Here is a 14,080-nt window from a genome sequence, read left to right on the forward strand (position 1 = left end):
CAACGCCCTGGGGGCGGGTCTGTGTCGATATGCGGCTCCGCCGCGTGGGCGCGACCAGCCCCCGCGGCCCGCACCCGCGAGACGACGGAATCCGGCAGGCGCCTAGGCGATCAGGCTCTCCAGGGCCACGTGCGGATCCGCCAGGATCTCCGTGTTCACCCGCGCCTTCGAACGGATCAGCTGCTGAATGGGGTCTGTGACGTCCCACACGTTCACGTTCATCCCGGCCAGCACCCGGCCGTCCTTGACCCAGAACGCGATGAACTCCCGCTTCCCCGCGTCCCCCCGGATCACCACTTCGTCGTACGACCCCGGCGGCGCCCAGCCGGAGTACTCCATCCCCAAGTCGTACTGGTCGGAGAAGAAGTAGGGCAGCCGGTCGTAGGTGATGTCCTGCCCGAGCATCGCCCGCGCCGCCGCCGGTCCCCCGTTCAGCGCGTTGGCCCAGTGCTCCACCCGCAGCCGGGTGTCGAAGAGGGCGTGCGGGAAGGACGCGACGTCGCCGGCGGCGTAGATGTCGGGGTCCGAGGTGCGCAGCTGTTCGTCCACGACCACGCCGCCGCCGCGCGCACTGTCGGCGATCTCGAGGCCCGCCGCTTCCGCCAACCCCGTACGGGGAGCGGCGCCGATCGCCGCGAGGACGTCGTGTGCGGGGTGCTCCTCGCCGTCGTCCGTGCGGGCAGCCAGCACCATGCCGTCCTGGCCGACGATCTCCGTCAGCCGCCGCCCGAAGTGGAACCTCACGCCGTGCTCGCGGTGCAGCTCGGCGAAGAGCCCGCCGATCTCCGGGCCCAGGACGCCGTGCAGGGGAGTCGGATCCGGCCCGACGACCGTGACCTCCGCGCCGTACTCGCGGGCCGCCGCCGCGACCTCCAGGCCGATCCAGCCGGTGCCGGCGATCACGATGTGGCCGTTGTCCCGGCCGAGCGAGGCCAGGACGCCCTTGAGGCGCTCGGCGTGCGCGAGGCGGCGCAGGTGGTGAACGCCGGCCAGGTCCGTGCCCGGGATGTCCAGGCGGCGCGGCTCGGCGCCGGTGGCCAGCAGGAGCTTGTCGTAGTGGACGACGGTGCCGTCCTCGCCGAACCGCACCGTCTTCGCCGTACGGTCGATCGCGTCGACGGTCTGGCCCAGGTGCAGCTCGATGTCGTTGCGCGCGTACCAGGCGGGCTCGTGCACGAAGACGCTGTCGCGTTCCTCCTTGCCGAGGAGGTAGCCCTTGGAGAGGGGCGGGCGCTCGTACGGGTGGTCGCGCTCGTCGCAGATCAGTATCACCCGCCCGGTGAAGCCCTCCGCCCGGAGCGTCTCGGCCGCCTTCGCCCCGGCGAGTCCGCCTCCGACGATGACGAATGTCTGATCCGCGTCGACCACTTGATGCCTCCTCGTAAGGGTGCCGCCACACGAGCGTCCCGCACGCAGCGTGATGCGGGAAGAGGGGGTGACCCGATCAGGCCACGCAGGGTCACTTTCGAGTGCCCGTTCGTCCCGTGTGTCCCACCGGTCGCAGGTGGGTGATCGCACCGCGGAGGAGACCGGCGGAGCAGAGGAGGCGGGCGGCGCGCCTGCCTCCCCCGGGACAGCGCTCCCCCACCGCGCCAAGAGCGCCTCGATGGCCGGGAGTTGTCGGGACGGGCGCTGGAGCTGCTCGGCGAGGCGCTGCGCCGCTGTTACGCAGTGGCGGTGGAGCCGTATGCCCCGGCGATCCGCGCGGCGGTGGCGGCGGACCGCTCGATCCGGGCGGAGGCGGCGCTGAGCGCGGGCCTCAAGGCCTGATCTCCAGCTACGCCACGGTCCTCGGCCGGGAGGAGGTAGCGCTGGTCGCCGACCACCCCTTCGACCTGCCCCTTCGACCGGGGGCTACGTCTGGACGGGCGCCCGCTGACGATCGTCCCGGCCTTCTTCCGCGTCCGCACCCCCGTGACGCTCGCCGCCCCGGGCCTCGACCCCGTCCTGGTCCATCGGCTGAACCCGGCGCCGGGCCGGCCGGCCCGCTGCCGGCGGGCGGCCACCGAGCAGCTGCCGGTGGGCCCAGCTCATCGGGCCGACCCCGGGCCATGGTCCTGGACGCCCTGGAGCCTCCGCGCACCACGACCGAGCTCGCCCAGCTCCTCCGGCTCGGCGACGCGCTGATGGACGGTGCGCTTCAGCCCCGCTGGACCCGCTGGGTGAGCCGCACGTGCAGGGCGCGGGCCGACGCGTCCGTCAGGGAGGCGATCTGGTCGACGATCACGCGTTTGCGGGCACGGTCGTCGGCCGCCACGTCGAACAGGGCCCGGAACTGCGGGTCCAGCCCGTCGGGCGCGCGGGCGGTGAGCGCCTCGGCCAGTTCGGCGACCACGATGCGCTGGTCGGCGCGCAGCCGCTCCTGCTCGGCGCGCTGCATGACATACCGGTCGGCGACGGCCTTGAGGACCGCGCACTCCAGGCGGGTCCCGTGCGGTACGACCAGTTCGGCGCCGTAGCGGGTGAGCCGGCCGCTGCCGAACGCCGCGCGCGTGGCGCTCTCGGCGGCCAGGCAGAACCGGCCGATCAGCTGGCTCGTGGCGTCCTTGAGGCGGGCCTGGGCGACGGCCGAGCCGTCGTAGCCGTGCGGCCACCACGGTTCTTCCTGGAGGCGGTCCAGGGCGGCGGACAGTTCCGCCGGGTCGGTGTCGTGCGGGACGTACCGGCCGATGGCGACCGCGAAGACCGCCTGGCGTTCCGGCTCGGCGTGCAGGCAGTTGGGGTCGATGTGGCCGGCGTGCAGGCCGTCCTCGACGTCGTGCACCGAGTACGCCACGTCGTCGGACCAGTCCATGACCTGGGCCTCGAAGGTGGTGCGGGTGCCGGGGGCGTCCTTGCGGACCCAGTCGAAGACGGGGCGGTCGTCGTCGTAGACGCCGAACTTCGGGGACGTCGGGGCGGTGGGGTGGGCGCCGCGGGGCCAGGGGTACTTGGTGGCGGCGTCGAGGGTGGCTCGGGTGAGGTTGAGGCCTACCGAGCCCTCCGGGGTGAAGCGTTTGGGTTCGATGCGGGTGAGGAGTCTCAGGGACTGGGCGTTGCCCTCGAAGCCGCCGCAGTCCTCGGCGAATTCGTTCAGCGCGACTTCGCCGTTGTGGCCGAAGGGGGGGTGGCCGAGGTCGTGGGAGAGGCAGGCGGCTTCCACCAGGTCGGGGTCGCAGCCGAGGGCTGCGCCGAGCTCTCGGCCGACTTGGGCGCACTCCAGGGAGTGGGTGAGGCGGGTGCGGGGGCTTGGGTCCCAGGCGTTGCTGTGGGTACCCGGGGTGACTACCTGGGTCTTGCCTGCGAGGCGGCGGAGCGCTGCGCTGTGCAGTACGCGGGCGCGATCCCGTTGGAAGGCCGTGCGGCCTGGGCGTTTGTCGGGTTCGGGGGCCCAGCGTTCTACTGCCGACTCGTCGTAGTACATGCACCGACAGTAAGGGCAGACACTGACAAACGGAGGGCTGTGTCGCGCCTGCTCGTCTGCCGGGTTCTGAGGTAGTGCGTGTGCGGGTCGTTCGTGGCTTGTCGCGCCCACGCGGCGGAGCCGCATATCGGCACAGCCCCGCGCCCCTGAAAGCCGGGCGTTCCCGTTGCCCTGTGTTCTAAGCCGACGCCAGTTCCGGTGCCGCCGTCACCGGCGTCGCCGCCATCTGGTCGTAGCGGTGGAGGAGCAGCTTCGCCATGGCGGGGTGGGTGCCCAGCGGGGCCGACGCGATCCACGGGGCCGCCTGCGCGGACTCCGTCGCGAAGCGGCCGGGCGCTGTGAAGTAGGAGGCGATCGCCACCCTTGTGCGGCCGCGGGCGGCCAGGGCGCGGATGGCGTCCGGGACCGTCGGGGCGGCCGTTGTCGCGTAGGCCGGGACCACCGGGACACCCAGGCGGTCGGCCAGGAGCTGAGCCGTGCGGTTGGTGTCGACCTTCGACTCGGGGTCGCGGGAGCCTGCCGCCGCCAGGACCACCGCGCTCTTGCGGCGTGTGGGCTCGTCCAGGCGGGTGTCCCAGCCGGCCTCGACCAGGCGGGCGTGGAGGGCCTCCACCAGGAGGGGGTGCGGGCCGAGTGCGCCGGCCACGCGTGCGCGTACCTCCGAGTCGGCGGCCATCTCGGGGATGTCCCGTTTGATGTGGTAGCCGCGGCTGAGGAGGAGCGGGACGAGGATCGCCTCGCGGTCGCCGAGGGCGGCGAGGGTGTCCGGGAGCAGGGGCTCGTTCAGCTCGATGTGGCCGAGGCGGACCGGCAGGCCGGGGCGCAGCTCGCGGACCTTGTCCAGGAGCGCGCGTACGGTGCTCAGGGCGCGCGGGTCGCGGCTGCCGTGGGCCACGACGACGAGCGCGGGCGGGGCGGGGCGCCGCCTGCCGTCGAGCGCGACGAGGCCGAGCTGGCTGGTGAGCTGGCTGCTGATCCGGTTCATGAGGTGCGCCGTACTGTCGAGGTGGGCCCCCGGGGCGGGGAGGGTCGTGGACTCGTCGTGAAGCGGGTTCGACGCCGTCATGAACCGATGGTGGCGGCGGGACGTTGCCTCCCCGTTGCGCGTGAATAACGGGTTTTTACACCGGGTTCACTGCGGGGTGCCAGGGCGCTGTGAGGTGGCGTGACCTGCGTATTCGAGGGCGGAGTGAATCTGGTCACGTCGGCGGCGGTGAACCACGGAGGGTGACAGGACGTCCCTGACTGTCGAGAAGAGGCGGTCGGACGACCGGGGAGGGAGCACCAGATGCGCAGACCGAGGCTGCCCCGACCACGACTGCCGCGGACCCGTGCGGGGCGGCGGCGGCTGGTGCAGGCCGTGATGTCCGGGTGCGTGCTGGCGCTGCTTCCGGCCACCTGGATGTATGTCGTGACGGGGGACCGGCTGCGCACGACGGCCGACGTGCCGCGCACCGACGTGGCCGTCGTCTTCGGTGCCGGTCTGTGGGAGGGCGAGCCGTCGCCGTATCTCGCGCACCGGCTCGACGCGGCGGCCGAGCTGTACCGCGAGGGCCGTATCGAGGTCGTCCTCGTCACCGGCGACAACAGCCGCGAGGACTACGACGAGCCCGACGCCATGCGCGCGTATCTGACCAGGCACGGCGTGCCCGACGCCCGCATCGTCAGCGACTACGCCGGCTTCGACACCTGGGACTCCTGCGTCCGCGCCAAGAAGATCTTCGGCGTCGACGAGGCGGTGCTGATCAGCCAGGGCTTCCACATCCGGCGCGCGGTCGCGCTGTGCCAGGAGGCGGGGGTGGCGTCGTACGGCGTCGGGGTCGACGCCAAGCACGACGCGACCTGGTACTACGGCGGCACCCGGGAGATCTTCGCGGCGGGCAAGGCGGCCCTGGACGCCGTCTTCGAGCCGGACCCCCGCTTCCTCGGGCGGGAGGAACCCGGGGTGGGCCGGGCGCTCGCTACGGAACGGTAGGGCACCTTCCGCTATCGGCTCGCGAGCGCGATCTCGACCGCTGTGCGCCGAGCCTCGGTCCTGGTGCGCGGCGAACCGGTGGTCATCCGTTTCGGGGACGGACGGTCATCCGCAGGGCGCGCGGCCGTACGGTGAGCCGGGCGATCTGGCGGATGACCTGGCCCTCGGCGAGTTCCAGCCGTACCGAACGCAGCATCGTCGCGAGCGCCGTGACCATCTCGGTGAGGGCGAGACGGTCCCCCATGCACTTGTGCTTGCCGTCCCCGAAGGGCAGGAACGCGCCCGGCGGAGGCTCCTGCGCGGGGTCGGTCCACCGGTCCGGGTCGAAGGTGTGCGGGTCGGGGAAGCGCTCGGGGTCGCGGTGCAGGGCGTGCTGGCAGTAGGCCAGTTCGGTACCGGCGGGCAGCGTCCACTCGCCGAGCCGGGTCTCCTCGGTGGTGCGGCGGGTGACCAGCCAGCCGGGGTGGTGCAGCCGCAGGGTCTCGGTGATCACCCGGTTCAGGTACGGCAGCCGGGTCACGTCGTCGAAGGCGACCGGCCGCTCGCCGACGACCTCGTCCAGCTCGGCGAGGATGCGGGCCTCGATCTCCGGGTGACGGGCGAGTTCGTACAGGGTCCAGGACAGCACCGACGCGGTGGTCTCGGTGCCCGCCACGGCCAGGGTGAGGATCTCGGAGCAGATCTGATGCCCGGTCAGCGGCTTGCCGGTCTCCTCGTCGACGGCGCGCAGCAGCATGGAGAGCATGTCCCCGGTGTCGTGCCCGGAGGCCTGCAGTTCGTCGACGGCGGTGTTGATGGTGGCGCGTACGCCGGCCCGGGCGCGGTCGAAGCGGCGGTTGAAGGGCAGCGGCAGGCGCTCGGCCCAGTCGGGCAGCATGATGCGCACACCGACGTCGTTCAACACCACCGACAGGTCGCTGCGCAGCCGGCGGAAGACGGCGTCGTCGAGGCTGCCGGCGAACACCGTCTTGGCCAGCATGTCGAGGCTGAGCCCGACCATCGCCTCGCGTACGTCGAGGGGCCGCCCGGGCTCCCAGCCGGCGACCGTGGCGGCCACCTCGGCGCGCATGATGTCGACGTACCGGCTGATCTCGGCGTGGGCGAACGCCGGCTGGACCTGGCGGCGTTTGCGTACGTGGGTCCGGCCGGTGGCGGTGACGACACTGTCGCCCAGCAGCTGGCCCAGCTTGTCGTAGAGCCGGCCCTTGTCGAGGGTGGGCGCCAGGGCCTTGAGCATCTGGTGGATCAGGGCCGGGTCCTGGACCACGATGGTGCGCGTCCCGGGTTGCAGGACGATCTCAACGAGTGGTTCCCGTGTCTCGCGCAGCGAGTCGATGAAGCCGAGGTTGTCGCGCATTTTCAGCGCGTGGCCGATGAGCGGAAACGATCCTGCAGCCCGAGGTATGGGGGGAGGCGCAGTGGACGTCACGGGTCATCCCTTCACGGCAATCATGGACGCCCCTATGTCTTCCCTGGTCCTTCCCGGATGCAATCCCGGCATGAACGTGTCATGCGCCACGTGGGACCGGAAGGGCGCCGATACGGTCGAGCAGCCGCGTGGCTCAGCGTGCCGCGGTCTTGTGCGCGACGTGGGCGAGGGCCTGGCCGACCGGGGGACGGGACAGGTGGGTGGCGATCATCACCGGGCGGCCGCGTTCGCGGGTGGGCGGAGTGCGGTCACCGGGGAGAGCCTGCGCATCAGGCGCGCCGTGGGCATCGGGTGGTGACCGCAGCCCCAGCTGCCGCGCGGCGTCGCGGCGTGCGGGCGTGCCGGATCGTCGCCGTGGCCTCGACCGCCTCGATGTCGAGGCCGGGTGGCTGTGGCCGGGTCCGGGTCCGGGTCCGGGCAAGGAGCGCGTAGGCGATCTTCGCTGATCCTGGCCCACCGTCCATCAAAGCGTCACCGCGGGTGCGGCCGACGGGCCATACGCACCGCCGGCCACACCGCACGGCGAAATCCTCAGCGCCCCTTGAAGACGGGCGGCCGTTTCTCCAGGAACGCGGTCATGCCCTCCTTCTGGTCATCGGTCGCGAACAGAGCGTGGAAGACCCGGCGTTCGAGGAGAAGGCCGTCGCGCAGGCCGGTTTCGAGCGCCTGGTCGACGCACTCGCGGGCCGCCGAGACGGCAGCGCGGCCGTACGAGGCGATCGTCGCCGCCGCTTGCCGGGCCTCCGGCAGGACCTGGTCGTCCGGGACGACTCGGGAGACGAGACCGCAGCTTCCCGCCTCCTGTGCGTCCATCGTGCGGCCGGTGAGGATCAGGTCCATCGCCTTCGCCCGGCCGACCAGACGGGTCAGGCGCTGGGTGCCGCCGATGCCGGGGATCACACCGAGTTTGATCTCCGGCTGGCCGAAGACCGCCGACTCCCCCGCGATGACCAGATCGCACATCATCGCCAGCTCGCAACCGCCGCCCAGCGCAAGGCCGTTCACGGCTGCGATCTTCGGGGTGCGCAGGGCCGTGAAGCCCTCCCAGGCCGCGAAGTAGTCCTCGGCCGCCATCTGCGCGGCCGTCTTCCCGGCCATCTCCTTGATGTCGGCGCCCGCCGCGAACACCTTCTCCGAGCCAGTGACGACGAAGCAGCCCACCTGGGGGTCCTGGTCCAACGGCCGCAAGGTGTCGAGGAGTTCGGCCAGCAGCTCGCCACTGAGGGCGTTGAGCACGTGCGGGCGGTGCAGGCGTACGGTCACCACGGCGCCGTCGCGCTCGATCTTGAGGTTGTTCATCATCCACTCCTCTGCGTCGAGTTACGAGTCCCAGATCGCGCCGTACGCCGGAATGCCGCGCCGCTCCAGGCCGTGCACCACCTGCCAGGTGAGCTTCTTGTTGGAGATGCAGATGACCGCCTCGGCCCCGAAGTCGCGGTACGCCTCGTAGGCGAGCCGGACCATGTCGGGCTTGCCGTGCCGGGAGGTGTCCCAGACCAGGGCGTGCGGCTGGACGGCGAGGATCTCGTCGACGAGGGCGTCGCCGTAGGTCGCCCGGGGGTCGCGGGTCGCCCAGACCAGGCGGGAGGGGACCTCGGCGGCGAGGAGGTGGGGCAGGCAGGGGCCGATGCCGCTGCCGGTGGCGACGTAGACCACCTTCTCGAACAGCGTCTCGATGTTGGCGACACCTGCCGTGGTGATGCCCTTGACCCAGACGCGGGCGGGCAGGTCGTCGATGAAGGCGCCCGTCCAGTCCCCGGCGCGCGAGATGGTGAGCCGGAAGCCGGACTCGCCGGGGGCGGGGACGTTGGCGAAGGAGTGCCACTCCTTCAGCGGGCTGCGGCTGATCGCCGTCGAGGAGCCCGCGAACGGGGTGTCGCCGTGGTCGAAGCGGGCCAGTACGACGTGCGGGGAGGGGCGTTCCAGCCGCACGTCCACCTTACGCAGCCGTAACCAGGGCAGGGCGACGCTGAAGGTGACGAGCGCGAGCACCATGAGCGGAACAGGGCCGGACGACGACAGCACAGTGTGCGCCCAGAACAGGATCAGGGCCGTCCAGCCGCCGAAGCGGTGGATCTTCTCGAAGTGGTCGTGGTGACGGGACCGGAAGGGCGGGAGCGCGGTGGCGACGATCAGCGCGAGGAGGACCAGCAGGGACCAACTCACCGCCATGAGCGTGCCGTTGGTCGTGGTGACCGCCAGTGCCAGGAACCATGCCGTGCCCGCCAGCGCCCCGCCCACGTGCAGTCCGCCGAAGTGGTACACCTTGCCCAGCGTCCAGCGGACCTTCAGCGGCCAGGTCGTCGGCGCCCAAGTGGCCAGCCTGAAGAGGACGTTGATCACGTACTGCTGGCGCACGAGGACGGCGAGGGCGAGGTTCGCCAGCGCCGCGTGGCCCAGGGTCGGTGCGGACAGGGGCCAACCTGCCCACAGAAAGGCCAGGTTGGCGGTGAGCACCAGGGCCGCCAGGCGGTTGTAGTGCATCAGGCGGGGGTGCTTGAGCAAGCGGCGCGGGCCTGGGATCAGCGGGGGCAGCTCGACGGACTGACGGTTGAGCGACGTGGTCATCGGGCCGCCCCCTGAAGCGTCCGCTCCTCCGCCATCCTCAGCAGCGCCTGTTTGTCGATCTTGCCGCGGTCGGTCTCCGGCAGGGATGGCAGGGGCATGACACTCTCGGGCACGCAGTAGTACGGCAGCGCCTGGGCCACCGCGCGGCGGGCCCGGTCCGGGTCGACGTCCGCGGGGCAGACGAACGACACCAGGGTCCGCGCGTCCCGCTTCAAGGTCACCGCGCGCAGACAGCCCTCGACCGACTCCAGCACCGAGGAGACGGAGTCGAGCTCGACCCGGAAGCCGCGCACCTTGACCTGGTCGTCGGTGCGGCCGAGGTGTTCGAGCTCGCCGTCGGGGGTCCAGCGGCCGAGGTCGCGGGTGCGGAACATACGGCCGGCGCCGAGGAAGGGGTCCGGGGCGTATCGCTCGGCGTTCAGGGCGTCGTTGTCGAGGTAGCCGGCCGAGACGCAGTCGCCGCCCGCCCACATCTCCCCCACCTCACCGATGGGCAGCGGGCGCCGGTCCGCGTCGAGGACGTAGACCGTGTTGTTGGGGGTCGGGCGGCCGATGGTGAGCAGCGGGTCGGACGGGTGATGGCGGCGCATCGTGTTGACGATGGTCGTCTCGGTCGGGCCGCAGCAGTTGTGGAAGACGGCATGCCGGGCCCACCGGTCGGCGAGCGGGCGTGGGCAGGGCTCTCCGGCGACGGCGACCGTGCGCACGCGCGGGCAGGTCTCCGGGTCGATGCCGGAGAGCACGGTCGGGGTCGCGATCAGCACATCGGCCGTACGGGCCGCCGCCGCGATGTCCTTGCCGCGGATGACCAGGGTGCCACCGTGGGTGAGGCAGCCGAGGATCTCCCAGGCGGCCATGTCGAAGGCGACGTTGAGGAGCTGGGCCACCCGGTCGCCGGGGCGGATGCCGAGGCCGCCGGGTTCGGTCAGCAGGATGCCCGCGACATTGCGGTGGGTGACCTTCACGCCGTTGGGGCGGCCGGTGGTGCCGGAGGTGAACAGGACGTAGCAGCCGTCGTCGGGGCGTATCGGGGTGCGGGCCTTCGGGGCGTACGGCTGTGGCTCGTCCAGCGTGATCATCAGGTGGCCGTCGGGCAGCGGCACCCGGTGGGCGTGCTCGGCGAGCGTGAGGACGACGCGGGTGCGGGCGGTGCGGACGACGTGGGCGAGCTGGTGCGGGGGCGCGAGGCCGATGTCCTGTGGGACATAGGCGGCTCCCGCTTTCAGGATGCCGAGCAGGCCGACGAGCATGGGGATCGAGCGTCGTACGAAGAGCCCGACGTGGTCACCGGGGCGTACGCCCTCGCGGGCGAGGCGGGCGGCGAGGGCGTCGGCGCGGCGGTCGAGCTCGCCGTAGGTGAGCGTCGCGCCCTGGTGTTCGGCGGCGACGGCGTGCGGGGCGGCGGCGGCCCGGCGTTCGACGGCGCGGTGGACGAGCGGGTCGGGGACGGGGACGGTGGGGCCGCGGCCGTACTGCCAGAAGAGGTGCTGGTCGCGGGCAGGGAGGTGGCCCAGGGGGCCGGCAGGGCGCAGGGGCATGGTCGGGGGACCTCCAGGCGGGCTGTTTCGAGATGACGGTTTGCCGTGCGGGCATGCCCGGTATGTCGAACGCCGTACGGAGTGCATGTGTGCGGCCGTGCATGCGGAGTGCATGCACGGAGACGTGCTGCGCTGGCGCCGCGCCTGGGCCTCGACTGTAGCCCCGGCGCTTCAACTCTCAACCAGGCGTGATCGGCCAACTACGGTACGGAATGAGACACGCGAGCCGATCTACGCAACAGCGGCAACTTCCGTACCGACCGGCGGCAACTGAGAGCAGGGCGCCTGTGCGCCTCACGGCGGCCGGGCGGCGACGGGGAGGTCACCGTCCCGGTCGCGTAACAGGGAGCCGCCGTGCACGTAACACGCCCGACTCACGCTGGACGGTATGCCGAACTCCGCGACGCCCACGCACTGCCCGTACTGCGCCCTGCAGTGCGGAATGAACCTCACGCCCTTGCAGGACGGGGGTGTCGCGGTGGTCGAGCGCCCGGACTTCCCGGTGAACAAGGGGGCGCTGTGCGGCAAGGGCCGTACGGCGCCCGCGGTGCTGGCGTCGAGCGTTCGCCTGACCTCGCCGCTGGTGCGGTCGGGCGGCACGCTCGTGCCCGCCACCTGGGACGAGGCGCTGGACCGCATCGCCGAGGGCCTCGGTCGCACGCGTACGGAACATGGCCCGGACGCGTGCGGGGTCTTCGGCGGAGGCGGCCTGACGAACGAGAAGGCGTACAGCCTCGGCAAGTTCGCCAGGATCGTGCTCGGCACCTCGCAGATCGACTACAACGGCCGCTTCTGCATGTCGTCGGCGGCCGCGGCCGGGATGAAGGCGTTCGGCCTGGACCGGGGGCTGCCGTTCCCGCTGGAGGACATCCCGAAGACGGGCTGCGTGATCCTGGTCGGCTCGAACCTGGCGGAGACGATGCCGCCGTCGCTCCGCTTCTTCAACGAGCTGAAGGAGAACGGCGGCACCCTCATCGTCGTCGACCCGCGCCGCACGAAGACCGCCGAGCAGGCGGATCTGCACCTGGCACCCCGCCCCGGCACCGACCTCGCACTGGCCCTCGGCCTGCTGCACCTGGTCGTCGCCGAGGGGCGGGTGGACGAGGAGTACGTCCAGGAGCGCACGGTCGGCTGGGAGGACGCGCGAGCCGCCGCGATGGCGCACTGGCCGGAGTTCGTGGAGCGGATCACGGGGGTCTCCGTTCCTCAACTCCGGGAGGCCGTACGGATGTTCTGCGCGCCGGAGAACGCCATGGTGCTGACCGCGCGCGGGCCCGAGCAGCAGTCCAAGGGCACCGACACCGTGGGCGCGTGGATCAACCTGTGCCTGGCCACGGGGCGGGCGGGCCGGCCGCTGTCCGGCTACGGCTGCCTCACCGGGCAGGGCAACGGGCAGGGCGGGCGCGAGCACGGCCAGAAGGCCGACCAGCTGCCGGGCTACCGCAAGCTGGACGACCCGGCGGCGCGGCGGCATGTCGCCGCGGTGTGGGGCGTGGACCCGGACAGCCTGCCCGGGCCGGGGCGCAGTGCGTACGAGCTCCTTGACGCGCTCGGTACGGACATCCGGGCACTGTTGCTGATGGCGTCCAACCCGGTGGTGTCGGCGCCGCGCGCGGCACACATCGAGGAGCGCATCAAGTCCCTCGACTTCCTGGCCGTCTGCGATGTCGTGCTGTCGGAGACGGCGGCGCTCGCGGATGTCGTCCTGCCGGTCACACAGTGGGCGGAGGAGACAGGGACCACGACCAACCTGGAGGGCCGGGTGCTGCTGCGGCGGCGCGCGATCACTCCCCCGGAGGGGATCCGCAGCGACCTCGAGGTCATGCACGAGCTGGCCGCCCGGCTGGGGGCGGAACCGGGCATGGAGAAGAAGTTCTCGACCGACCCCGAGGAGGTCTTCGAGGAGCTGCGCCGGGCGAGCGCGGGCGGCCCCGCCGACTACTCCGGGATCACGTACCGGCGGCTCATCGAGGAGAACGGGGTGTTCTGGCCGTGTCCGGCGGTGACCGGCACGGACGGCGGTTCTGTGGGCTCCGACGACTCCGAGGACGCCTCGCCGGCCGCGTCCGCCGGGGCCGACGACCCGAAGCAGGACGACGAGGCCACGGACGCTGCCGTGCACCCCGGCACGCCCCGCCTCTTCCTCGACCGGTTCGCGACTCCGGACGGCAAGGCCCGTTTCGCCCCCGTCTCGCACCGCGCGATCGCCGAGGAACCCGACGACGAGTACCCGGTCCTGCTGACGACCGGGCGGGTCGTGGCGCAGTACCAGTCCGGTGCCCAGACCCGCCGCGTAGACGAGCTGAACGCCGCCGCGCCGGGCCCGTTCGTGGAGCTGCACCCCCGGCTGGCGGCGCGGCTCGGGGCGGCCGAGGGCGATCCGGTGGCCGTGGTCTCGCGCCGAGGCCGGGCCGTGGCCCCCGCCCGCATCACGACCGGCATCCGCCCGGACACCGTCTTCATGCCGTTCCACTGGCCGGGCGAGGGCCGCGCCAACACCCTGACCAACCCGGCGCTGGACCCGACATCGCGGATGCCGGAGTTCAAGGCGTGCGCGGTGCGGGTGGAGGCGGTGAAGTCGTAGCCGTCCGCGCCCTGCTGAGCAGGGCGCACGCGTGACTCAGCCGGCCGCCCGGCTCGTCCAGTCGCCGCTCTCGATGAGCTTGCCGTGGGCGCGCAGGCGGGCGGTGACGGCTGGGGCGGCGACGTACACCCAGGCCTGTACGGCCGCCCCGTCGGAGTCGCGGATCACCTGGCGGGCGATGCGGTCGTAGAGGTTGCGGGGGTCGTCTGGGGCGTACTCCTCCAGGCGGTCGAGGGCCGCCAGGAGCGCGGGGTAGTCCTCGGGGCGGGGGGTGACCAGGTCGCCGTACACCGTTGCGCTGCCGCCCCGTTCCTCGACGGCGTACGGGTAGCCCGGGCCGTCGTACAGCGCCGCCCCGACGAGCCGTGCCGGTTCCTCGGTGAGGGTGCGGCCGCGCAGGAAGTGGTCGTGGTTGGGCTCTTTGGGGCGGAGGGTGCCGTAGACGAAGAACGGGAGTCGAGGAGAGAGGGTCACGGAAACGATTCTCTCCCCTCACACACCTGCACGTATTCACCCTGGTCATGGCATGTGCACGCCCCCTTGAATCTTGGTCATCCTCTGCGCCGCCCAGTTCAAGGAGACC

At 72.1% G+C, this 14,080-nt stretch carries 11 protein-coding genes; 3 read left to right on the plus strand and 8 right to left on the minus strand.

The window, feature by feature from the left end; genetic code table 11:
• Window positions 1–102 precede the first annotated feature (102 nt).
• Window positions 103–1,368, minus strand: a complete 1,266-nt coding sequence (locus ACTMVF_RS18185) for an NAD(P)/FAD-dependent oxidoreductase (protein ID WP_441272108.1) — start codon at window positions 1,366–1,368, stop codon at window positions 103–105.
• Window positions 1,369–1,617: 249 nt separating this feature from the next.
• Between ACTMVF_RS18185 and ACTMVF_RS18190 the strand changes: the two genes are divergently transcribed.
• On the plus strand, window positions 1,618–1,770 hold the full coding sequence (locus ACTMVF_RS18190; RefSeq protein ID WP_441272109.1) for a hypothetical protein: 153 nt from the start codon (window positions 1,618–1,620) through the stop codon (window positions 1,768–1,770).
• A 370-nt stretch (window positions 1,771–2,140) separates the two neighbouring features.
• On the opposite strand, the gene ACTMVF_RS18195 is transcribed toward ACTMVF_RS18190, so the two are convergent.
• Entirely contained in the window at window positions 2,141–3,403 is a 1,263-nt protein-coding gene (locus ACTMVF_RS18195; protein WP_441272110.1) for a deoxyguanosinetriphosphate triphosphohydrolase, read from the minus strand.
• A 178-nt stretch (window positions 3,404–3,581) separates the two neighbouring features.
• Complete coding sequence (locus tag ACTMVF_RS18200; protein WP_441272111.1) at window positions 3,582–4,469, minus strand: sirohydrochlorin chelatase; 888 nt, start codon at window positions 4,467–4,469, stop codon at window positions 3,582–3,584.
• A 222-nt stretch (window positions 4,470–4,691) separates the two neighbouring features.
• Between ACTMVF_RS18200 and ACTMVF_RS18205 the strand changes: the two genes are divergently transcribed.
• Window positions 4,692–5,378 carry a SanA/YdcF family protein gene (locus tag ACTMVF_RS18205; RefSeq protein ID WP_441272112.1) on the plus strand — a complete coding sequence of 229 codons (687 nt, stop codon included), beginning with the start codon at window positions 4,692–4,694 and terminating at the stop codon, window positions 5,376–5,378.
• Between the two features lie 82 nt (window positions 5,379–5,460).
• Here the strand turns inward: ACTMVF_RS18205 and ACTMVF_RS18210 are convergent, their stop codons facing one another.
• From ACTMVF_RS18210 to ACTMVF_RS18225, 4 genes are all read right to left on the minus strand, one after another.
• Entirely contained in the window at window positions 5,461–6,807 is a 1,347-nt protein-coding gene (locus tag ACTMVF_RS18210) for a cytochrome P450 (RefSeq protein WP_441272113.1), read from the minus strand.
• 531 nt (window positions 6,808–7,338) lie between these two features.
• Complete coding sequence (locus ACTMVF_RS18215; RefSeq protein ID WP_441272441.1) at window positions 7,339–8,106, minus strand: enoyl-CoA hydratase-related protein; 768 nt, start codon at window positions 8,104–8,106, stop codon at window positions 7,339–7,341.
• A gap of 21 nt (window positions 8,107–8,127) precedes the next feature.
• A complete protein-coding gene (locus ACTMVF_RS18220; protein WP_441272114.1) occupies window positions 8,128–9,375 on the minus strand; it encodes a hypothetical protein in 1,248 nt (415 codons plus the stop codon).
• Complete coding sequence (locus ACTMVF_RS18225) at window positions 9,372–10,913, minus strand: amino acid adenylation domain-containing protein (RefSeq protein ID WP_441272115.1); 1,542 nt, start codon at window positions 10,911–10,913, stop codon at window positions 9,372–9,374. The genes ACTMVF_RS18220 and ACTMVF_RS18225 overlap by 4 nt, the downstream gene beginning before the upstream one ends.
• A gap of 388 nt (window positions 10,914–11,301) precedes the next feature.
• Here ACTMVF_RS18225 and ACTMVF_RS18230 point away from each other — a divergent pair, with 388 nt between their 5' ends.
• Window positions 11,302–13,497, plus strand: a complete 2,196-nt coding sequence (locus ACTMVF_RS18230; protein ID WP_441272116.1) for a molybdopterin oxidoreductase family protein — start codon at window positions 11,302–11,304, stop codon at window positions 13,495–13,497.
• 36 nt (window positions 13,498–13,533) lie between these two features.
• Here ACTMVF_RS18230 and ACTMVF_RS18235 read toward each other — a convergent pair whose 3' ends face one another.
• Window positions 13,534–13,971 (minus strand): gamma-glutamylcyclotransferase family protein, encoded by a 438-nt coding sequence (locus tag ACTMVF_RS18235; protein WP_441272117.1) that lies wholly within the window; start codon window positions 13,969–13,971, stop codon window positions 13,534–13,536.
• Window positions 13,972–14,080 lie beyond the last annotated feature (109 nt).

It is taken from the genome of Streptomyces sp. SD31 (assembly GCF_052068475.1).
In the GTDB taxonomy this organism is placed as follows: domain Bacteria; phylum Actinomycetota; class Actinomycetes; order Streptomycetales; family Streptomycetaceae; genus Streptomyces.

What these genes read in the sequence shown, in the direction of transcription:
- ACTMVF_RS18230 (WP_441272116.1), top strand. Translation starts at nt 11,302, where the DNA reads ATGCCGAACTCCGCGACGCCCACGCACTGCCCGTACTGCGCCCTGCAG.
- ACTMVF_RS18225 (WP_441272115.1), bottom strand. Translation starts at nt 10,913, where the DNA reads ATGCCCCTGCGCCCTGCCGGCCCCCTGGGCCACCTCCCTGCCCGCGAC.
- ACTMVF_RS18195 (WP_441272110.1), bottom strand. Translation starts at nt 3,403, where the DNA reads ATGTACTACGACGAGTCGGCAGTAGAACGCTGGGCCCCCGAACCCGAC.
- ACTMVF_RS18215 (WP_441272441.1), bottom strand. Translation starts at nt 8,106, where the DNA reads ATGAACAACCTCAAGATCGAGCGCGACGGCGCCGTGGTGACCGTACGC.
- ACTMVF_RS18220 (WP_441272114.1), bottom strand. Translation starts at nt 9,375, where the DNA reads ATGACCACGTCGCTCAACCGTCAGTCCGTCGAGCTGCCCCCGCTGATC.
- ACTMVF_RS18205 (WP_441272112.1), top strand. Translation starts at nt 4,692, where the DNA reads ATGCGCAGACCGAGGCTGCCCCGACCACGACTGCCGCGGACCCGTGCG.
- ACTMVF_RS18200 (WP_441272111.1), bottom strand. Translation starts at nt 4,469, where the DNA reads ATGACGGCGTCGAACCCGCTTCACGACGAGTCCACGACCCTCCCCGCC.